The 18,906-nt window shown below is 59.8% G+C and carries 17 protein-coding genes; 3 read left to right on the forward strand and 14 right to left on the reverse strand.

Going from position 1 to position 18,906, the window contains the following annotated elements:
• Positions 1 to 49 precede the first annotated feature (49 nt).
• Positions 50 to 1,045, forward strand: a complete 996-nt coding sequence (ubiU, locus tag ACMGF7_RS05655; protein ID WP_015376422.1) for a ubiquinone anaerobic biosynthesis protein UbiU — start codon at positions 50 to 52, stop codon at positions 1,043 to 1,045.
• A gap of 11 nt (positions 1,046 to 1,056) precedes the next feature.
• Positions 1,057 to 1,935, forward strand: a complete 879-nt coding sequence (locus ACMGF7_RS05660) for a U32 family peptidase (RefSeq protein ID WP_049243044.1) — start codon at positions 1,057 to 1,059, stop codon at positions 1,933 to 1,935.
• A 307-nt stretch (positions 1,936 to 2,242) separates the two neighbouring features.
• Here ACMGF7_RS05660 and ACMGF7_RS05665 read toward each other — a convergent pair whose 3' ends face one another.
• The 4 genes from ACMGF7_RS05665 to ACMGF7_RS05680 form a co-directional block, all read right to left on the reverse strand.
• Entirely contained in the window at positions 2,243 to 2,662 is a 420-nt protein-coding gene (locus ACMGF7_RS05665) for a hypothetical protein (RefSeq protein WP_134954209.1), read from the reverse strand.
• A gap of 109 nt (positions 2,663 to 2,771) precedes the next feature.
• Positions 2,772 to 3,911 (reverse strand): ABC transporter permease, encoded by a 1,140-nt coding sequence (locus tag ACMGF7_RS05670; protein ID WP_049243041.1) that lies wholly within the window; start codon positions 3,909 to 3,911, stop codon positions 2,772 to 2,774.
• Positions 3,908 to 5,062 carry an ABC transporter permease gene (locus ACMGF7_RS05675; RefSeq protein ID WP_015376418.1) on the reverse strand — a complete coding sequence of 385 codons (1,155 nt, stop codon included), beginning with the start codon at positions 5,060 to 5,062 and terminating at the stop codon, positions 3,908 to 3,910. Before ACMGF7_RS05675 ends, ACMGF7_RS05670 begins: the two co-directional genes overlap by 4 nt.
• Positions 5,044 to 6,015 carry an HlyD family secretion protein gene (locus tag ACMGF7_RS05680; RefSeq protein ID WP_004933479.1) on the reverse strand — a complete coding sequence of 324 codons (972 nt, stop codon included), beginning with the start codon at positions 6,013 to 6,015 and terminating at the stop codon, positions 5,044 to 5,046. The genes ACMGF7_RS05675 and ACMGF7_RS05680 overlap by 19 nt, the downstream gene beginning before the upstream one ends.
• Before the next feature lie 231 nt (positions 6,016 to 6,246).
• On the opposite strand from ACMGF7_RS05680, the gene ACMGF7_RS05685 reads away from it, so the two are divergent.
• A complete protein-coding gene (locus ACMGF7_RS05685) occupies positions 6,247 to 7,260 on the forward strand; it encodes a luciferase-like monooxygenase (protein WP_015376417.1) in 1,014 nt (337 codons plus the stop codon).
• Positions 7,261 to 7,297: 37 nt separating this feature from the next.
• Here ACMGF7_RS05685 and yedF read toward each other — a convergent pair whose 3' ends face one another.
• From yedF to infB, 10 genes are all read right to left on the reverse strand, one after another.
• Positions 7,298 to 7,537: a sulfurtransferase-like selenium metabolism protein YedF gene (yedF, locus tag ACMGF7_RS05690; protein ID WP_004933486.1), complete on the reverse strand. Its 240-nt coding sequence runs from the start codon at positions 7,535 to 7,537 to the stop codon at positions 7,298 to 7,300.
• Complete coding sequence (gene yedE / locus ACMGF7_RS05695) at positions 7,534 to 8,748, reverse strand: selenium metabolism membrane protein YedE/FdhT (protein WP_004933488.1); 1,215 nt, start codon at positions 8,746 to 8,748, stop codon at positions 7,534 to 7,536. The genes yedF and yedE overlap by 4 nt, the downstream gene beginning before the upstream one ends.
• A gap of 146 nt (positions 8,749 to 8,894) precedes the next feature.
• On the reverse strand, positions 8,895 to 10,817 hold the full coding sequence (locus tag ACMGF7_RS05700) for a DEAD/DEAH family ATP-dependent RNA helicase (protein WP_004933492.1): 1,923 nt from the start codon (positions 10,815 to 10,817) through the stop codon (positions 8,895 to 8,897).
• Positions 10,807 to 10,887 carry a protein YrbN gene (yrbN, locus tag ACMGF7_RS05705; protein WP_099032700.1) on the reverse strand — a complete coding sequence of 27 codons (81 nt, stop codon included), beginning with the start codon at positions 10,885 to 10,887 and terminating at the stop codon, positions 10,807 to 10,809. Before yrbN ends, ACMGF7_RS05700 begins: the two co-directional genes overlap by 11 nt.
• Before the next feature lie 116 nt (positions 10,888 to 11,003).
• Positions 11,004 to 11,888 (reverse strand): lipoprotein NlpI, encoded by an 885-nt coding sequence (gene nlpI / locus ACMGF7_RS05710; protein WP_004933495.1) that lies wholly within the window; start codon positions 11,886 to 11,888, stop codon positions 11,004 to 11,006.
• A 128-nt stretch (positions 11,889 to 12,016) separates the two neighbouring features.
• Positions 12,017 to 14,134 carry a polyribonucleotide nucleotidyltransferase gene (pnp, locus tag ACMGF7_RS05715; protein ID WP_197800540.1) on the reverse strand — a complete coding sequence of 706 codons (2,118 nt, stop codon included), beginning with the start codon at positions 14,132 to 14,134 and terminating at the stop codon, positions 12,017 to 12,019.
• A 256-nt stretch (positions 14,135 to 14,390) separates the two neighbouring features.
• Positions 14,391 to 14,660 carry a 30S ribosomal protein S15 gene (gene rpsO / locus ACMGF7_RS05720; RefSeq protein WP_004933502.1) on the reverse strand — a complete coding sequence of 90 codons (270 nt, stop codon included), beginning with the start codon at positions 14,658 to 14,660 and terminating at the stop codon, positions 14,391 to 14,393.
• 124 nt (positions 14,661 to 14,784) lie between these two features.
• Positions 14,785 to 15,729 (reverse strand): tRNA pseudouridine(55) synthase TruB, encoded by a 945-nt coding sequence (truB, locus tag ACMGF7_RS05725; RefSeq protein WP_197798753.1) that lies wholly within the window; start codon positions 15,727 to 15,729, stop codon positions 14,785 to 14,787.
• Positions 15,729 to 16,139: a 30S ribosome-binding factor RbfA gene (gene rbfA, locus ACMGF7_RS05730; protein WP_004933508.1), complete on the reverse strand. Its 411-nt coding sequence runs from the start codon at positions 16,137 to 16,139 to the stop codon at positions 15,729 to 15,731. Before rbfA ends, truB begins: the two co-directional genes overlap by 1 nt.
• Positions 16,140 to 16,209: 70 nt before the next feature.
• A complete protein-coding gene (gene infB / locus ACMGF7_RS05735; protein ID WP_004933511.1) occupies positions 16,210 to 18,897 on the reverse strand; it encodes a translation initiation factor IF-2 in 2,688 nt (895 codons plus the stop codon).
• Positions 18,898 to 18,906: the final 9 nt, after the last annotated feature.

Below are 18,906 nucleotides of genomic sequence, written 5' to 3' on the forward strand. Positions count from 1 at the left end.
AAAGACAGCGTGCGCCCGGCCGGGCGCACGGCTAAGCCAGGATAAATCTATGGAGCTGCTTTGCCCCGCCGGCAACCTGCCGGCCCTGAAGGCCGCGGTAGATAACGGCGCCGACGCCGTTTACATCGGGCTGAAAGACGATACCAACGCGCGCCACTTCGCCGGCCTCAACTTCACCGAGAAAAAGCTGCAGGAAGCGGTTGATTACGTGCATCGCCACGGCCGCAAATTGCATATCGCCATCAACACCTTCGCCCATCCCGACGGCTACGCCCGCTGGCAGCGCGCGGTGGATATGGCCGCCCAGCTGGGCGCCGACGCGCTGATTCTGGCGGATCTGGCGATGCTGGAATACGCCGCCCAGCGCTACCCGCAGCTGGAGCGCCACGTTTCGGTGCAGGCCTCCGCCACCAACGAAGAGGCGATCCGTTTCTACCAGCGCAACTTCGAGGTGGGCCGGGTGGTGCTGCCGCGCGTGCTGTCGATGCATCAGGTGAAACAGCTGGCGCGCACCAGCCCGGTGCCGCTGGAAGTGTTCGCCTTCGGCAGCCTGTGTATCATGGCCGAGGGGCGCTGCTACCTCTCCTCCTACCTGACCGGCGAGTCGCCGAACACCGTCGGCGCCTGCTCGCCGGCGCGCTTCGTGCGCTGGCAGCAAACCCCGCAGGGCATGGAGTCGCGCCTGAACGACGTGCTGATCGACCGCTACCAGGACCATGAAAACGCCGGTTACCCGACGCTGTGCAAGGGCCGCTATCTGGTGGACGACGTGCGCTACCACGCGCTGGAAGAGCCCACCAGCCTCAATACGCTGGAGCTGCTACCGGAGCTGCTGGCCGCCAACATCGCCTCGGTGAAGATCGAAGGCCGCCAGCGCAGCCCGGCCTACGTCAGCCAGGTGGCGCGCGTCTGGCGCCAGGCGATCGACCGTTGCCAGGCCGATCCGGCCGCCTACCGCGCCGACGCCGCCTGGATGGAGACGCTGGGCGCGATGTCCGAAGGCACCCAGACCACGCTGGGCGCCTATCACCGCAAATGGCAGTAGCAGGAGGAAACATGAAATACGCACTGGGGCCGGTACTCTACTACTGGCCGAAAACCGACATCGCGGCGTTCTATCAACAGGCGGCGGAGAGCAGCGCCGACATCATTTACCTCGGCGAGAGCGTCTGCACCAAACGGCGCGAGATGAAGGTTAGCGATTGGCTGGCGCTGGCGCGCGAGATCGCCCACAGCGGCAAACAGGTGGTGATCTCCACGCTGGCGCTGCTGCAGGCGCCGTCCGAGTTGAATGAGCTGAAACGCTATGTGGAGAACGGCGAGTTCCTATTGGAAGCCAACGATCTGGGCGCGGTGAACATGGCGGCGGAGCGCGGCTTGCCGTTCGTCGCCGGCCATGCGCTGAACTGCTACAACGCCTATACCCTGCGCCTGCTGCGCCGCCAGGGCATGGTGCGTTGGTGCATGCCGGTCGAACTGTCGCGCGACTGGCTGGCCAATCTGCTGACGCAGTGCGACGAGCTGGGCTTCCGCCACGACTTCGAGGTGGAGGTGCTGAGCTACGGCCACCTGCCGTTGGCCTACTCGGCGCGCTGCTTCACCGCCCGCTCGGAGAACCGCGGCAAGGACGAGTGCGAAACCTGCTGCATCAAATATCCGCAGGGCCGCATGATGCGCTCCCAGGAGCAACAGCAGGTGTTCGTGCTCAACGGCATCCAGACCATGAGCGGTTACTGCTACAACCTCGGCAACGAGCTGCCAAGCATGCAGGGGCTGGTGGACATCGTGCGGCTGTCGCCGCAGGGCGCCGAGACGCTGGCGCAGATCGACGCCTTCCGCGCCAACGAGCGCGGCGAGCAGCCGCTAAACTTGATCGACCGCGCCGACTGCAACGGCTACTGGCGCCGCGTGGCGGGGTTGGAGTTGGTGTCTTAACGAGGACAGAGCCGGCAGCGGGCGCTGCCGGCTCTGTTTATTTATCAAGATTAATGCGCTCATCTCCACCGTGGAACCAATGGAATAAACTTACACACATCAGGCAGCAGCTTCTGATACCAAAATAAGTGAAAACCGCGATGGCCGCATCTACCAAATGTTCTCCGTATGAAATAATACTCAGTGAGGAGAACGAGACAAGTAACATACTCAACGTTAGCGCAATCATATTACATAGCGGGTTTAAAAGACGTCTATTAACCATAACCCACCCTCTATTTTTGACACTCTAAAAGCGATTTACTCATCACCAGCGACATTGCCCATTAACGCTATTGGCGTTTTTATTCCCACCCAAGGCACCACCGTTATTCTTATTATTCCCGGCAGGGCTGTTATCTGCGCAAGAGACCGCCCCCATTAAGCCACCGGCAACCGCCATACCTATCATCCCTGGAGGGCCGCCGGAAAAACCGGTAAATGCGCCAATGATAATGCCCATTCCAACCTGATTGGCACAAGAGTTTGACGCACCTCTGCCTGGCCTGTCACGATCGCCGCCGTTATTTCCATCGCCACAACCGCCAATCAATTTCATCTCATCAAAATCAAGCGCTCTTATTGTTGACATATTATTCCATCCTTTAAATAACACGTTATAGATAAAGTTAACGCCAACCATTAATTCCCTAAGCAGATCGACAATTACAACTACCAAAATCAACATAACAAATCAAATTAAAAATAAGAGTAGACGCCCAGCTAAATAAATCACCTTAGACATATCAATAATACGAAATAATAAAGGCGCCGAAAATGGCGCCTTTATTTATCCCCTACGCCCGCCGCTTCCTGAACATCCCGCGCAGCGCCACGCTGTTGCGCAAGAAGCCGACGCCGAAGCCCAGCAGGGTGTAGACCACACCGAGTATCAGCATCATGGCGACGTCGCCCCACACCTCATTCAGCGACAGCCCCATCTGGTTGACGCCGGCGATCGCCTTGGTGCCCCAGGTGGAGGGGATGCTGTACGAGATGGCGCGCACCCAGGCCGGCATCGACTGCAGCGGCCAGATAGTGCCGGACAGGTAGAAGATCGGCGTAGTGATGAACGCCAGCGTCAGGTAGATCATCTCGACGCTGCGCAGACATTCTGTCACCAGCTTGCCCAGCCCCAATACCGCCAGCAGGAACGGGAAGGTCAGCAGCAGCAGTTCGGCGATGTTCGCCGTCTGCCTATAGCCCAATACCCACGGCCACAGCACGAACAGCACGATCGACAGGAACAGCCAGATCGGCAGCAGCGCCGTCAGCCCGCCGAGGTGCGCCGCCAGCGGCGCCTTGCCGCCGGGCATGCTCTTCATGGCGATATTGACGCGGATACAGGCGATCAGCAGCGAGTGCTGCAACAGCATCACCAGCAGGCCGGGGAAGATGATCGCCGCAAAGCTGATGCCGGGGTTGAACACGTCCAGCGTTTGCCCCAGTATCGGCGTCAGCAGTATCTGCGCCTGCCGTTCGCTGAAGCCGCTGCGCAGCAGCAGCCCGTTGTTGTATTGCGTCAGCAGCTGCTGATAGGCCGCCACCACGTCCTGCTGGATCTGGCCGTTGGCCAGGCGGTTGGTGGCGTCGCCGTACATCGGCACCACGATGTTCTGCCCGCTGAGAATTTTCTTCTCCAGATCCACCGGCATGATGATCACCGCAAACAGCTTGCGCCAGCTGAGATCGCGCTGCGCCTGTTCCAGGCTGTCGTAGGTTTCAATCGCGATCTTGGAGGTTGCGTCCAGTTGGCGGATCAGCTGCCGGCTGGCGGTGCTGTGATCCTGATCGATCACGCCCACCGGCAGATCCCACACCGTGCGGTTGGCGTACACCAGGCTCATGATGCACAGCGACAGGATCAGCATCAGCCACACCGGCCGCTCCAGCATGCCGAGCAGCACCTTAACGAAGGTTTGCCAATAAAGCTTCATCCGGCGCTCCCCTCTTTTGCCAGCCGCGCCGGCAGGCGATTGCGCACCAGCAGTGCGGCCACCAGCGGATAGACCGCCAGCAGCGCGCACACGCTGAAGATGGCGCTGGCGTGCACCTGGCGCAGGAACACGTCGAACATCGCATACAGCGCGTGAGTCAGCGGTTCGATGTTGGAAATAATGCGCGCCGGCAGCGGCATCGACAGCTCAGGCACCGCCATGCCGGAGAAGGTCATCGCGATACTGACCAAAATACCGATCAGGCTGTAGGCGGTGATGGTGCTGCCGGTAAAGGTGTACAGCAGCAGGCCGATGCTCTGCGCCGCCATCACATAGAACAGGCCGATCATCAGCATAAACAGCGGGTTGCCGCTGACGCGGGCGTCAAAGATGCCCACCAGCGCCGCGATCTCCACCATCAGCAGGGTGGTGAAACACAGCGTATATGGCGCCAGCTTGCCGAGCAGCGCCAGGCTGAACGGCTTGGCCTGCAGCAGCGACTTGCTGCGCGCCAGCACATAGATCATGCAGGTCACCGCGAACAGCTGCAGCAGGTGGATGGTGGCGGCGAACTGCTGGTAATAGATATAGCTGCCGCTGGCGTTGAACAGGCTGCCGTAGGAGAGCGTCACGTCCGCCAGCGGCGGCAACGTTTTGCCCATCTCGGTGGCGATGATGCTGCGGGTGCTGGCGTTGATTTCGTTCATCAGGCCGCCGAAGTCCTGGGTGGAGTACAGCCCGGCGCCGTAAAACAGCGCGTTGTAGTACATCACCACGCTCGGCTGTTTGCCCGACAGCGCATTGGCCTCAAAGTCCGGTGGGATATACAGCAACGCGTAATCCTGCGCGCTGCGCAGGCGGCTCAGCGACTCCGGCAGCCCGCCGCCGTATGCCTCGACGTGGGCGTGCGACCCGGCGTCCAGCCGCCGCGTCAGCGATTTGGACAGCGGGCTGTGATCGCTGTCCACCACCGAGACCGGCAGATCGAGCAGCGTGCCTTCGGAGAAGTTGCTGCTGATCAGCGCAAACAGGATCAGCGGAAAGATCCAGCTCAGCCAGTGCACCACCGGGCTGCGAAAGGCGACGCGACACTCTTTGTCGAACGCGTGACTGAAGCAGCGCCAGCCGGCCCTTACTCTTTCCATTGCCATAAGGTGCTCATCCCCGGACGCAGGCCGTCCACCGGCTGTGACGGATACAGGCGCACTTCGAAGGTTTTCAGGTCGAAGTCGCCGGTGGCGCGGGTGGCGCGTTTGGTGGCGTAATCCCCCAGCGGCGCGATGTAGCGCACCTCGGTGTCGATCATTTTGTCCTTCAGCGCCGGCACTCGCAGCTTGACCTTGTCGCCTTTGCGCACGTGGGCCAGGATGTCTTCACGCAGGTTAAACACGAAGTAAGCGTCCGGCACCCGGATCAACGTCACCAGCGGGCTGCCGGCGTTCAGCAATTCGCCCACTTCGGCCGGGATCGGCCCCACTTCGCCGTCCACCGGCGCTTTCACCTGCAGATCGTCACTCTGCGCCTGGATCTGCAGCAGGTTCTCTTCCGCCGCCCGCAGCGCCGCCGCATATTGCTGCCGCTGCTCGACGCGGTCGCCATTGATGCCTTCATCCAGGTTGGCCTTGGCGGCCTGCACCTGCTGGAAGGCGGTGTCGCGCGACCGGCGCGAAGCGTCCAGCTCGGACTTCGAGATATAGCCCTTGCCGGCCACGCTCAGGTTACGGTTGTAGTCGTTTTGCGCATTGCGGTACTGCGCCTCGGCCTGCGCCAGGTTGGCGCGCAGGTTGCGGATGCTCTCTTCACGGGTGCCGTGCAGCGACAGCTCGAGCTGCGCTTTGGCCTCGTCGCGCGTCGCCTGCGCGGAACGCAGCTGCGCCATCAGTTCGGGGCTGTCGAGTTGGATGATCAGCTGGCCGCTTTTCACGTCATCGCCGCGTTCGATCAGGCGTTCAACAACCCGGCCTTTCGCCTTGGATGCGACGATCACTTCGGGGGCATCCACTTCACCCTGCAGTAACAGATCCTGATTGTGCGCGCGGAACAGGATCGCCAATGCGATCGCCACCATCATCAGCAACAGGGTAAACAGCGTCTTTTTTTTCATTATATCGGCTCCCGGAACGGTAAGCGGCGGGCGGGGATCATCATTTCCATGTCTCAAATTGCTCCAAAAAACACCATTGCACTCATGAGGATATCACAAGCACATATCTCCTCTTTTATAACTATAAATTGGATTATGCTTTTAACACTAAAAAGCATCTTTTTTCGGCCTTTTAGTATGCAGACTCCTGCAATCGCCCTTTAAGCGATCCACTCTCTGATGGACGATGTCATGACTGAACACACTGCCGTACCGCTTTCGGTACTGGATTTATCGCCAATCCCGCAAGGGGCCAAGGCGCGCGACGCTTTCCACTGTTCGCTGGATCTGGCGCAACACGCCGAACGCTGGGGCTACCAGCGCTACTGGCTGGCCGAGCACCACAACATGACCGGCATCGGCAGCGCCGCCACCTCGGTGCTGCTGGGCTATCTGGCCGCCGGCACCCAGAGCATTCGCCTCGGCTCTGGCGGCGTAATGCTGCCGAACCATGCGCCGCTGGTGATCGCCGAACAGTTCGGCACGCTGGAATCGCTCTACCCCGGCCGCATCGATCTGGGGCTGGGCCGCGCGCCCGGCACCGATCAACGCACCATGATGGCGCTGCGCCGCCACCTGTCCGGCGATGTGGATACCTTCCCGCGCGACGTGCAGGAACTGCAAAACTACTTCTGCGACGCGCAGCCCGGCCAGCCGGTGCAGGCGGTGCCGGGCCAGGGGCTGCATGTGCCGCTCTGGCTGCTCGGCTCCAGCCTCTACAGCGCACAGCTGGCGGCGCAGCTCGGCCTGCCGTTCGCCTTCGCTTCGCACTTCGCTCCGGATATGCTGTTCCAGGCGCTGCAGCTGTACCGCGAGAACTTCAAACCCTCCAAACAGCTGGCGCAGCCGCACGCCATGGTGTGCGTCAACGTGATCGCCGCCGACAGCGACCGCGATGCGCGCTTCTTGTTCAGCTCGATGCAGCAGCAGTTCATCAATCTGCGCCGCGGTTCGCCCGGCCCGCTGCCGCCGCCGGTGGATAACATCCACGCGCTGTGGAGCGCCGGTGAGCAATACGGCGTCGAACAGGCGCTGCGGATGTCGATCGTCGGCGATGAAAAAACGGTGCGTCACGGGCTGCAAACGCTGCTGCGTGAAACCGATGCCGACGAGATCATGGTCAACGGCCAGATCTTCGATCATCAGGCGCGGCTGCGTTCGTTCGAGATCGTCGCCGGCGTGAAAGGCGACATCGTGAAGGGCTAAAAAGCGAAAAGGCGGTGGGAACCCCACCGCCTCGGCGTTAACGCTGGATCAGATAGCGGATGGTCGGCCCGTCCTGCTGGATATCCAGCACCTTGTAGCCGTGGTTGCGCGCATCGAGCGGGATGTTGTTGATCGACTGCGGGCAATCACTGATCACCTCCAGGATCTCCCCCGGCTTCAGCTGCGGCATCGCCTCCAGCGTCGCCACCGCCGGGTACGGACAAGGCTCGCCCAGCATGTCCAGCCGGTAGTCCGGCACTATCGTCGTCTCTTTCATGGCATGCTCCTCAAATTCACCACCTGCGCCTCAGGCCGGGCGCGGAAAAAGCGTTTCTCCCACCACAGCATGGCGGCGAAGGCCAGCGCCAGCAGCAGGTAAGTCACCAGCAGGCCGCCGATCGGGCCGAAGGTATCGAGCAGGTTGATCTTGTCGTAGTCGGTCGCCAGCGCCGGCGCCAGGTCGTCCCAGTAATAGGCCAGCAGCGTAGCGCCGATGATGTTGCCCAGCCCCACCCACCAGTAATGCACCTGCCCTTCCACGGCGCGGTACATCCAACCGGTCTCGCAGCCGCCGGCCAGCACGATGCCGAAGCCGAACAGCAAACCGCCCAGCACCGCATTCGGGCCGGCCCACATGATCTTCGGCGCCACGCCGAGCTGCACATAGCTGAAGATGCCGATGGCGCTCACCGCCATGCCGATGATGATGGCTTTCGCCATGTGGGTGCGACCGGTGATCCACAGATCGCGGAACGCCGAAGTGAAGCAGATCTGCGCGCGCTCGATCAGCAGGCCAAAGCCGATGCCGAACAGCATGGCGATGCCGAGCTTCGGCGCATCGAACAGCGTCCACAGCGACCAGGCCACCGCCAGACCGAAGATCGCCATGCCCAACCGGAAGCGACGGCGCGCCTGCTCAGGCTTCTGCGTCAGCGGCGCGGCGGCCTTCACCTTTTGCAATTTGACCGGAATGCGGAACATCGGCAGCAGCGTGAATTTGGCGCCGAAGTAGGAGCCGGCGGCGGTCGCCAGCGCGAAGAACCAGGCGTGCAACGAGAACTGAGGAATGCCGGTGAAGAACGCCGCCAGGTTGCAGCCCATCGCCAGGCGTGCGCCGAAGCCGGCGATGATGCCGCCCAGCAACGCCTGCACGATGCGAATGCGGTGCTGCGGCTGACGCAGTTTGATGTTGTTGGCCCACAGCGCGGCGGCGATACAGCCGGCGAACATGCCGATGATCATCCGCCCGTCGATGCGCTCCAGCGGCGTGCCCTGCAGGCCGATGACCTTGAAATAGCCCCACTGCTCGGGGTGCAGGCCGAACCACTGCAGCACATGGCCGCCCCAGCGGGTGAACTCGCCGGTCACCGCCCAGAAGGTGCCGGTCATGCCGAAGTAGTAGGTAGAAAGGATCCCGGCGGCGATCACCGCCGGCAGCGGCGCCCAAAAGCGCACCAGGTATTGAGATTTAAACTGCTGCCAACTCATGGCATCTCCCGTGCATATCATCCGTAAGAAAAAACCTTATGAATGATACGCCATTCAGGGGCGTTTGACGGCAACTTTCAGGCATAAAAAAACCAGCCCGCAGGCTGGTTTTTCAGAGCGCTTCACCGCGAACGGCGAATCAGCGATTACGCGTCGCCGAAACGACGACGTGGTGCTGCCGGTGCGCCGTCATCACGGCGTGGCGCCGGCTTGCCGTCGCGGTTGTAGTTACCGCCACGACGCTCGCCGCCGTTGCCGCCTTCACGACGTTCGCCGAAGGAGCGACGCGGGCCGCCTTCGCGACGTTCGCCGTTGAACGGACGACCGTTGCCGCGACGCTCGCCGCCGTTGCCACCGTCACGACGCTCGCGACGTTCGAACGGCTGCGCATCGCCCAGCAGCTGCATGTTCATCGGCTTGTTCAGGATGCGAGTGCGAGTGAAGTGATTCAGGATCTCGCCCGGCATGCCTTTTGGCAGCTCGATGGTGGAGTGGGAAGCGAACAGCTTGATGTTGCCGATGTAACGGCTGCTGATGTCGCCTTCGTTAGCGATAGCGCCAACGATGTGACGCACTTCTACGCCATCGTCACGGCCCACTTCGATGCGGTACAGCTGCATTTCGCCAACGTCACGACGTTCGCGACGCGGACGATCGCCGTCACGGCTGTCACGACGGTCGCCACGGTCACCGCGACGATCGTCACGGTCGTTGAACTCGCGGCGCTGACGTGGCTTGAAGACCGGATCCGGCGGCAGGATCAGCGGACGTTCGCCCTGAGCCATTTTCAGCAGCGCGGCGGCCAGGGTTTCCATATCCAGCTCTTCTTCCGGCTGCAGTTTGGTCAGCAGTGCGCGATACAGGTCCAGATCGCTGCTTTCCAGCTGCTGCTGAACTTTCGCCGCGAACTTGGCCAGACGACGCTCGCCCAGCAGTTCTGCGTTCGGCAGTTCCACTTCAGGGATGGTCAGCTTCATGGTGCGTTCGATGTTGCGCAGCAGGCGGCGTTCGCGGTTTTCCACGAACAGCAGCGCGCGGCCGGCGCGGCCCGCACGACCGGTACGGCCGATACGGTGAACGTAAGACTCGGAGTCCATCGGGATGTCGTAGTTGACAACCAGGCTGATGCGCTCAACGTCCAGGCCACGGGCCGCAACGTCGGTCGCGATCAGGATATCCAGACGACCGTCTTTCAGACGCTCCAGAGTCTGCTCACGCAGCGCCTGGTTCATGTCGCCGTTCAGCGCGGCGCTGCTGTAACCGCTGCGCTCCAGCGCTTCGGCCACTTCCAGGGTCGCGTTCTTGGTACGGACGAAGATGATCGCCGCGTCAAAGTCTTCGGCTTCCAGGAAACGCACCAGCGCTTCGTTTTTACGCATGCCGTAGACCGACCAGTAGCTCTGGCTGATGTCTGGACGGGTGGTCACGCTGGACTGGATGCGCACTTCCTGCGGCTCTTTCATGAAGCGGCGGGTGATGCGACGGATCGCTTCCGGCATGGTAGCAGAGAACAGCGCGGTCTGATGTTCAGCCGGGATCTCAGCCATGATGGTTTCTACGTCTTCGATAAAGCCCATGCGCAGCATTTCGTCGGCTTCATCCAGCACCAGGCCGCTCAGGTTAGAGAGGTTCAGGGTGCCGCGCTTCAGGTGGTCCAGCAGACGGCCTGGGGTACCCACAACGATTTGCGGGCCCTGGCGCAGAGCGCGCAGCTGCACGTCGTAACGCTGGCCGCCGTACAGGGCTACCACGTTGACGCCGTTCATGTGTTTGGAGAAATCGGTCATCGCTTCAGCAACCTGAACCGCCAGTTCGCGGGTCGGTGCCAGCACCAGGATCTGAGGTGCTTTCAGGTCTGCCTGCAGGTTGTGCAGCAGCGGCAGCGAGAACGCTGCAGTTTTACCACTACCGGTCTGCGCCATGCCCAGCACGTCGCGGCCGTTCAACAGGTGAGGAATACACTCAGCCTGGATCGGAGATGGTTTTTCATAGCCCAGATCGTTCAGGGCGGAAATGATTGGAGCAGACAGCCCCAGATCGGCAAAAGAGGTTTCAAACTCAGTCGTCATGTACACGTGCCTCATTAATAATGGCAGCCAGTCTACATAACTCGTCGAGAAAATTTTCAGTCATTTTCATTGAAAAGTGTGAACCGGCTCAAATTAGATTATAAAACGAACAAAAAAGCCCTCGCCCGTTAAGGCGATAACTTTGGTTAAAAACCAATGTCCATCAGGCTGATAGGTGTTCGTCAGCTATTGCTGGTCCGATTCCGATAGGTCGTCTTGCTCTTGGCCCAAAAGCGCCAATTCCAACAATGCATAGCGGTGCTCAACGAAGTTGTGAACGTTGTTAGACACCGTCAGTTTGAACAGCGCCGAAGCGGTGTCCTTGTCCCCCAGACTCAGGTAGTGTTTACCCAAATAGAAGTCAGTTTCACTGAGATGCTCAGCGAGCGAAGTGTTATCCGTTGCATCTGCCTTGAGGCGTTCCATCAGCGTTTTTTCGCTGATCTTGCCCAGGTAGAATTCGACAATATTCCATCCCCATTGCCCTCTGTCCGCTTTGTCATAGCGCTGCTGAAGCGCTACCTCGGCCTTCTTGGGATCGATTTCTCGCTCCACCAGATACAGCCATAACGAACGGAAGGGATCGTTTGGGTCGTCTTGATAAAACGCCTGCAGATCATCCTGCGCCAACGGGAAGCGGCCGCCATAATACAGTGCGATGCCCCGGTTTAAACGCGCGTAATTGTAAGTTGGATCAAGCTCTAGTACAGAATCAAACGCTTCATAGGCAGCATCAAAATTGCCTGCCTGCGTTAAGTAAATGCCCAGGTAGTTGAAAACTTCCGGCATGTCGGGACGTATCGCCAGCGCCTGCGAGAAATCATTGCGCGCTAATGCACGTAACCCGAGGCTATCATACAGCACACCGCGCTCATATAAAAGCTGTGCGCGTTCGTCATCCGTCAGTGCCCGGCTGGCAAGAATTTGTTCCATGCGCGCCAGGATCACTTCCTGCTGCAACGTAGGCTGCAACGGGATTGCCAAAACTTCGTCTTTACGCCAATCATGGTTGCTGCATCCTGCCAGCATGAGTGCTGTCGCAACGTAACACCAGCGCAAGAAAGGCTTCATTTCCCACTCCCGAAGACAAACATTGGATGAACGTCCTGTCCTCCGTTTGCTAAAACGCGGGCATCCTACCCGCGCGATACGAACAGCCCCCAACCCCGTGGCGGGGAGCTGTAAAACTATCTATACAGTTATTCTGCTTCAGGCGCAGGTGAACCTGCTTCCGGCGCCATCGCTTCTTTGATGCTCAGACGCACGCGGCCCTGACGGTCAACTTCCAGTACCTTAACCGGCACTTCCTGACCCATCTGCAGATAGTCGGTCACTTTCTCGACGCGCTTGTCGGCGATCTGAGAAATGTGCACCAGACCTTCTTTACCACCGCCGATAGCGACGAATGCGCCGAAATCAACGATACGGGTCACTTTGCCCTGGTAGATACGGCCCACTTCGATCTCTGCCGTGATCTCTTCGATGCGACGGATAGCGAATTTCGCTTTCTCACCGTCGGTCGCAGCGATTTTAACTGTACCATCATCTTCGATTTCGATGGTAGTGCCAGTCTCTTCGGTCAGCGCGCGGATAACGGAACCGCCCTTACCGATCACGTCTTTGATTTTATCCGGGTTGATGCGGATAGTATGAATGCGTGGTGCGAATTCAGAGATATCGCCGCGCGGAGTGCTGATAGCCTGTTCCATTACGCCCAGGATGTGCAGACGCGCGCCCTTGGCCTGGTTCAGAGCCACCTGCATGATTTCGCGGGTGATGCCTTCGATTTTGATGTCCATCTGCAGCGCGGTGATACCGTCGCGGCTACCGGCCACTTTGAAGTCCATGTCGCCCAGGTGATCTTCGTCACCCAGAATGTCGGACAGAACCACATAGTTGTCGGCTTCTTTCACCAGGCCCATCGCGATGCCCGCAACGGCGGCCTTGATTGGCACACCGGCGTCCATCAGCGCCAGAGACGCGCCGCACACGGAAGCCATGGAAGAAGAACCGTTGGATTCGGTGATTTCAGACACCACGCGAACCGTGTACGGGAAATCTTCCGGTTTAGGCATCATAGCCAATACGCCGCGTTTCGCCAGGCGACCGTGACCGATTTCACGACGCTTAGGAGAACCGACCATGCCGGTTTCGCCTACGGAGTACGGAGGGAAGTTGTAGTGGAACAGGAAGCTGTCGGTCTTCTCGCCCATCAGCTCGTCCAGGTTCTGGGCGTCGCGCGCGGTGCCCAGGGTCGCGGTAACCAGCGCCTGAGTTTCGCCACGGGTGAACAGCGCGGAACCGTGGGTGCGCGGCAGTACGCCGGTGCGCACGTCCAGGCCACGGATCATGTCTTTTTCACGGCCGTCGATACGCGGCTCGCCACGCAGTACGCGGCTGCGCACCACGTTTTTCTCCAGGTTGCCCAGGATGTCCTGGATCTCACCGGCGTCCAGCGTTTCGTCCTGCGCCAGCAGGGTTTCAACCACGCTGTCTTTGATCGCGTCAACCTGAGCGTAACGCTCTTGTTTTTCGGTGATGTGGTAAGCGTCGCCCAGGCGAGCTTCGGCCAGTTCAGCCACGCGCGCGTGCAGCGCTTCGTTGACCGCAGGCGCCTGCCAATCCCACTTCTGTTTGCCGGCTTCGGCAACCAGCGCGTTGATATTTTCGATAACCACTTGCTGCTGGTCGTGGCCGAACACCACGGCGCCCAGCATCTGATCTTCGCTCAGCACGTCCGCTTCGGATTCAACCATCAGCACCGCACCGGCAGTACCGGCAACCACCAGATCCAGACGGCTTTCTTTCAGCTCGTCGGTCGTCGGGTTCAGCACGTACTGGTCGTTGATGTAACCCACGCGCGCGGCGCCGATTGGGCCGTTGAACGGAATACCGGACAGGCTCAGGGCCGCGGAAGCACCGATCATCGCAACGATGTCCGGGTTCACCTGCGGGTTAACGGAAACCACGGTCGCGATCACCTGAACTTCGTTCAGGAAGCTGTCCGGGAACAGTGGACGGATCGGACGGTCGATCAGACGGGAAGTCAGGGTCTCGCCTTCGCTCGGACGGCCTTCGCGACGGAAGAAGCTGCCCGGGATACGGCCGGCGGCGTAGGTACGCTCTTGGTAGTTAACGGTCAGCGGGAAGAAGCTCTGGCCCGGCTTGGCTTTTTTCTGGCCAACGACGGTAACGAATACGGCGGTGTCATCCATGCTCACCATAACGGCGGCGGTGGCCTGACGCGCCATCATACCGGTTTCGATGGTGACGGTATGCTGGCCATACTGGAATTTGCGAATGATCGGTGTCAGCAAAATTATATCCTTGATTAGCGGCGCGCAATCGCATTGACGACTCGACACGCCTGTGACTCGATTTGCCTTCTCACTACATCCTCGCGACTAATGACAATCCTTATCTCAGGCGGGAGATAAAGCCTCTCATTAGCCGCGCGAACCTCTGTAACGGAAGAACCTGTTTGGAAACATCAGTAATACATTAACCTGATTTGCTTATGCTTCCTAGAAGAAAGGGGCCAAAATAGGCCCCTTTCCACTGAAACTTGCTAGATTAGCGACGCAGACCCAGACGCTCGATCAGGCTGGTGTAACGTGCTACATCTTTACGCTTCAGGTAGTCCAGCAGCTTACGACGCTGAGAAACCATACGCAGCAGACCACGACGGCTGTGGTGATCTTTTTTGTGCTCGGAGAAGTGGCCTTGCAGATGGTTGATCTGCGCAGTCAGCAGGGCAACCTGAACTTCGGTAGAACCGCTGTCGTTAGTACCACGACCGAAATCAGCTACGATTTGAGCTTTAGCTTCAACACTTAGAGACATTGTAATACTCCAGATTATAGATAATAAAAACAGGCGCCGATCTCTAATTCAGCAACCCAATGCATAAGCTGCGCCATTCTACTCTTAGCGCAGTGCGATCGCAAGGCGACGCAGTGCCCCGCCGTCAGTCGAAATGTTCGACCACCAGGCGGCGCGGCGCCACGCGACCATCCTCGGCGATGTCGCCAACGCCGATGAATTTCCGCTCTTCACCCTCGGTGATACGCACCATGCCGGAGGCCGGCGCGCCGGCCACCAGCACCGGCTGCCCCTGCTTGACGTAGCCCGCCACCACCGGCAACAAATTCACTTCCGGATAGTTCTCAACCGGGCTGTCCATCGGCATCAGCAGCGGATCGAGCAGCTCGCCGGGGGCGATCGCCTGTTCCTGCGCCTGCGCCAGCAAGGCGTTCAGCTGTTCCAGCGTCACCATGCGCGCGATCGGGTAAGTCGCCACCTGCAGGCGGCGCAGATAGATCACGTGCGCGCCGCAGCCCAGCAGCTCGCCGAGATCGTCGGTGATGGTGCGGATGTAGGTGCCTTTCGAGCAGTGGATCTCCAGCTCCAGCTCATCCCCTTCCCAGCGGATAAACTGCAGCTCGTACACCGTGATGCTGCGCGCTTCGCGCGGCACTTCAATCCCCTGGCGCGCATACTCGTAGAGTTTCTTGCCCTGGTATTTCAGCGCCGAATACATCGACGGCACCTGCTGGATGTCACCGCGGAAGGTGTCCAGCGCCGCGTCGAGCTGCGCCTGGGTAAAGTTCACCGGGCGCTCCTGCACGATCTGACCGTCGGCGTCCGAGGTATCGGTACGCTGCCCCAGCTTGGCGATCACCCGATAACGCTTGTCGGAATCGAGCAGATATTGCGAAAACTTGGTCGCTTCACCCAGGCAGATAGGCAGCATGCCGGTCGCCAACGGATCGAGCGCGCCGGTGTGACCCGCTCGGTTGGCGTTGTACAGGCGCTTTACTTTTTGCAGCGCATCGTTGGACGACAAACCCTGCGGCTTGTCCAGCAACAGCACGCCGTGGATATCACGGCCGCGGCGACGAGGGCGACTCATCAGTCCTCCTTGTCATCGCCTGAGGCGGAACGGCGCTCGGCGTCGTTCTTCACCACGTTGGTCACCAGGTTGGACATGCGCATGCCTTCCACCAGGGAGTTGTCGTAGGCGAAGGTCAGCTCCGGCACCACGCGCAGGCGCATCGCTTTGCCCAGCAGAGTGCGGATGTAACCGGAAGCGTCCTGCAACGCTTTGATGCCGTTGGTGACCAGATCCGGATCGTGGTTCTCGGTCAGCACGTTCAGGAAGGTGACGTAAACCTTGGCGTACGCCAGGTCACGGGACACTTCCACGCCGGAAACGGTCGCCATGCCGACGCGCGGATCTTTCACTTCACGCTGCAGAATGATCGCAATCTCTTTCTGCATCTCTTGCGCCACGCGTTGACCGCGGCTGAATTCTTTTGCCATTTTGGATTCTCCAGACAAATCGGGGGGCACAAAGGCCCCCCGTAAACAGATATAAGCAGATGTGCAATCGTTAAGCGATGGTGCGTTGGATCTCAATGATTTCGAACACTTCGATCATGTCGCCGACGCGCACGTCGTTATAGTTCTTAACGCCGATACCACATTCCATGCCGTTACGGACTTCGTTAACGTCATCTTTGAAGCGGCGCAGGGATTCCAGCTCGCCTTCATAGATAACCACGTTGTCGCGCAGTACGCGGATTGGGTTGTGACGCTTGATGGTCCCTTCGGTAACCATACAGCCGGCGATAGCGCCGAACTTAGGCGATTTGAACACGTCGCGCACTTCGGCCAGGCCGATGATCTGCTGCTTGTATTCCGGCGCCAGCATGCCGCTCATCGCCTGCTTCACTTCGTCGATCAGGTTATAGATCACGGAGTAGTAACGCAGATCCAGGCTTTCCGCTTCGATCACGCGGCGCGCAGAAGCGTCGGCACGCACGTTGAAGCCCAGGATGATGGCGTTGGAAGCCGCCGCCAGCGTCGCGTCGGTTTCGGTGATACCACCTACGCCGGAGCCGACAATCTTCACCTTCACTTCGTCGGTGGAGAGTTTCAGCAGCGAGTCGCTGATCGCTTCGCAAGAACCCTGTACGTCGGATTTCAGTACGATGTTCAGCTCGGACACTTCGCCGTCGGTCATGTTGGCGAACATGTTTTCCAGCTTGGACTTCTGCTGACGCGCCAGTTTGACTTCGCGGAACTTGCCCTGACGATACAGCGCCACTTCACGCGCTTTCTTCTCGTCACGCACCACGGTCGCTTCGTCACCCGCTGCAGGCACGCTGGACAGACCCAGGATTTCCACAGGGATAGACGGACCGGCGGAGGTCACTTCACGACCCAGCTCGTCGCGCATCGCACGCACACGGCCGTATTCGAAGCCGCACAGGACGATATCGCCCTTGTTCAGCGTACCTTCCTGAACCAGCACGGTAGCCACCGGGCCACGGCCTTTATCCAGGAAGGACTCGATCACTACACCGCTCGCCATGCCGCTGCGTACCGCTTTCAGCTCCAGAACTTCGGCCTGCAGCAGGATAGCCTGCAGCAGCTCGTCGATACCGGTACCGGCTTTCGCGGACACGTGGACGAACTGCGCTTCGCCGCCCCACTCTTCCGGCATCACGCCGTACTGGGACAGTTCCTGCTTAACGCGGTCCGGATCGGCTTCCGGCTTGTCGATTTTGTTCACCGCAACCACCAACGGCACCTGCGCCGCTTTCGCGTGCTGGATAGCTTCGATGGTTTGTGGCATCACGCCGTCGTCGGCCGCCACCACCAGAACCACGATGTCAGTCGCCTGAGCACCGCGAGCACGCATCGAGGTAAACGCGGCGTGGCCCGGGGTGTCCAGGAAGGTGATCATGCCGTTCTCGGTTTCTACGTGGTAGGCACCGATGTGCTGGGTAATGCCGCCGGCTTCGCCCGCCGCCACTTTGGTGGAGCGGATGTAGTCCAGCAGAGAGGTTTTACCGTGGTCAACGTGGCCCATGATGGTCACGACCGGCGCGCGCGGCTCGGCCGCAGCGCCCGTATCACGGTCGCTCATCAGCGCTTCTTCCAGCTCGTTTTCACGACGCAGGATAACTTTGTGGCCCATCTCTTCGGCAACCAGCTGTGCGGTTTCCTGGTCGATAACCTGGTTGATGGTGGCCATGGCGCCCAGCTTCATCATCACTTTGATGACCTGAGAACCTTTTACCGCCATCTTGTTGGCCAGCTCGGCCACGGTGATGGTTTCACCGATCACCACGTCGCGGTTAACCACCTGCGCCGGCTTGTTGAAGCCCTGCTGCAGAGCGCTAGGCTTGCGTTTGCCTTTACCACCACGGGTAACGGCGCGCGCTTCTTCGCGATCCGCTTTGGATTCGGACAGCTTGTTGCCTTTCTTCTGCTTGGTGGCTTTGCCGCCGCGGGTGCGGCTGCGACGATCGCCTTCAACTTTGGCGTCGTTTTCATCTTCCGCGGCACGGGCGTGCTGAGAGGTGGTCACGTGATAGTCGGCGCTTTCAACCGCGGCGCTTGCCGCGTCTGCCTGGGCCCACTTCTCGCCGTTCTCTTCGGCCATGCGACGGGCTTCTTCCGCCACGCGCTTGGCTTCCTCTTCAACCTTGCGGCGCACTTCCTCTTCCGCTTTGCGTTTCAGTTCAGCGGCTTCGGCTTCACGGCGTGCTTTTTCCGCCTGAGCTGGCTTGGTCATTTCGTCGGTATGTTGATTGGTCACTTTTTCTTTTTCCGCTGAATTACGCTTAGCAATCTCCGCGGCCTCACGTTTGGCTTGCTCTTCGGCTGCGCGCTTCGCTTCCGCTTCGCGTTTTGCGAGCTCTTCCGCTTCGCGCCGTGCCTGCTCTTCCGCTTCACGCTGTGCCTGCTCTGCCGCTTCAGCCAACTGGGCTTCCTGCGTATCGCGATTTACATAAGTGCGTTTCTTGCGGACCTCAATTTGCACCGATTTACTTTTACCGCCGGTGCTCGGGATATTCAAGGTGCTGCGCGTTTTGCGCTGCAAAGTGAGTTTACCCGGCGCGCTGCCGTGTTCACGGTTCAGGTGCGCCAGCAATGTTTCTTTTTCTTGCTGGGTAACAGAGTCCGACTCGGACTTGTTGATCCCTGCATCAGCAAACTGCTGTACCAGGCGATCAACCGGAGTCTGAATCTCTGCTGCCAGCGATTTTACGGTTACATCTGTCGTCATGCTGTTCCT

It is taken from the genome of Serratia sp. BNK-17 (assembly GCF_048684935.1).
In the GTDB taxonomy this organism is placed as follows: domain Bacteria; phylum Pseudomonadota; class Gammaproteobacteria; order Enterobacterales; family Enterobacteriaceae; genus Serratia; species Serratia nematodiphila.

What these genes read in the sequence shown, in the direction of transcription:
- ubiU (WP_015376422.1), top strand. Translation starts at nt 50, where the DNA reads ATGGAGCTGCTTTGCCCCGCCGGCAACCTGCCGGCCCTGAAGGCCGCG.
- ACMGF7_RS05660 (WP_049243044.1), top strand. Translation starts at nt 1,057, where the DNA reads ATGAAATACGCACTGGGGCCGGTACTCTACTACTGGCCGAAAACCGAC.
- ACMGF7_RS05665 (WP_134954209.1), bottom strand. Translation starts at nt 2,662, where the DNA reads ATGTTGATTTTGGTAGTTGTAATTGTCGATCTGCTTAGGGAATTAATG.
- ACMGF7_RS05670 (WP_049243041.1), bottom strand. Translation starts at nt 3,911, where the DNA reads ATGAAGCTTTATTGGCAAACCTTCGTTAAGGTGCTGCTCGGCATGCTG.
- ACMGF7_RS05675 (WP_015376418.1), bottom strand. Translation starts at nt 5,062, where the DNA reads ATGGCAATGGAAAGAGTAAGGGCCGGCTGGCGCTGCTTCAGTCACGCG.
- ACMGF7_RS05680 (WP_004933479.1), bottom strand. Translation starts at nt 6,015, where the DNA reads ATGAAAAAAAAGACGCTGTTTACCCTGTTGCTGATGATGGTGGCGATC.
- ACMGF7_RS05685 (WP_015376417.1), top strand. Translation starts at nt 6,247, where the DNA reads ATGACTGAACACACTGCCGTACCGCTTTCGGTACTGGATTTATCGCCA.
- yedF (WP_004933486.1), bottom strand. Translation starts at nt 7,537, where the DNA reads ATGAAAGAGACGACGATAGTGCCGGACTACCGGCTGGACATGCTGGGC.
- yedE (WP_004933488.1), bottom strand. Translation starts at nt 8,748, where the DNA reads ATGAGTTGGCAGCAGTTTAAATCTCAATACCTGGTGCGCTTTTGGGCG.
- ACMGF7_RS05700 (WP_004933492.1), bottom strand. Translation starts at nt 10,817, where the DNA reads ATGACGACTGAGTTTGAAACCTCTTTTGCCGATCTGGGGCTGTCTGCT.
- yrbN (WP_099032700.1), bottom strand. Translation starts at nt 10,887, where the DNA reads ATGAAAATGACTGAAAATTTTCTCGACGAGTTATGTAGACTGGCTGCC.
- nlpI (WP_004933495.1), bottom strand. Translation starts at nt 11,888, where the DNA reads ATGAAGCCTTTCTTGCGCTGGTGTTACGTTGCGACAGCACTCATGCTG.
- rpsO (WP_004933502.1), bottom strand. Translation starts at nt 14,660, where the DNA reads ATGTCTCTAAGTGTTGAAGCTAAAGCTCAAATCGTAGCTGATTTCGGT.
- truB (WP_197798753.1), bottom strand. Translation starts at nt 15,729, where the DNA reads ATGAGTCGCCCTCGTCGCCGCGGCCGTGATATCCACGGCGTGCTGTTG.
- rbfA (WP_004933508.1), bottom strand. Translation starts at nt 16,139, where the DNA reads ATGGCAAAAGAATTCAGCCGCGGTCAACGCGTGGCGCAAGAGATGCAG.
- infB (WP_004933511.1), bottom strand. Translation starts at nt 18,897, where the DNA reads ATGACGACAGATGTAACCGTAAAATCGCTGGCAGCAGAGATTCAGACT.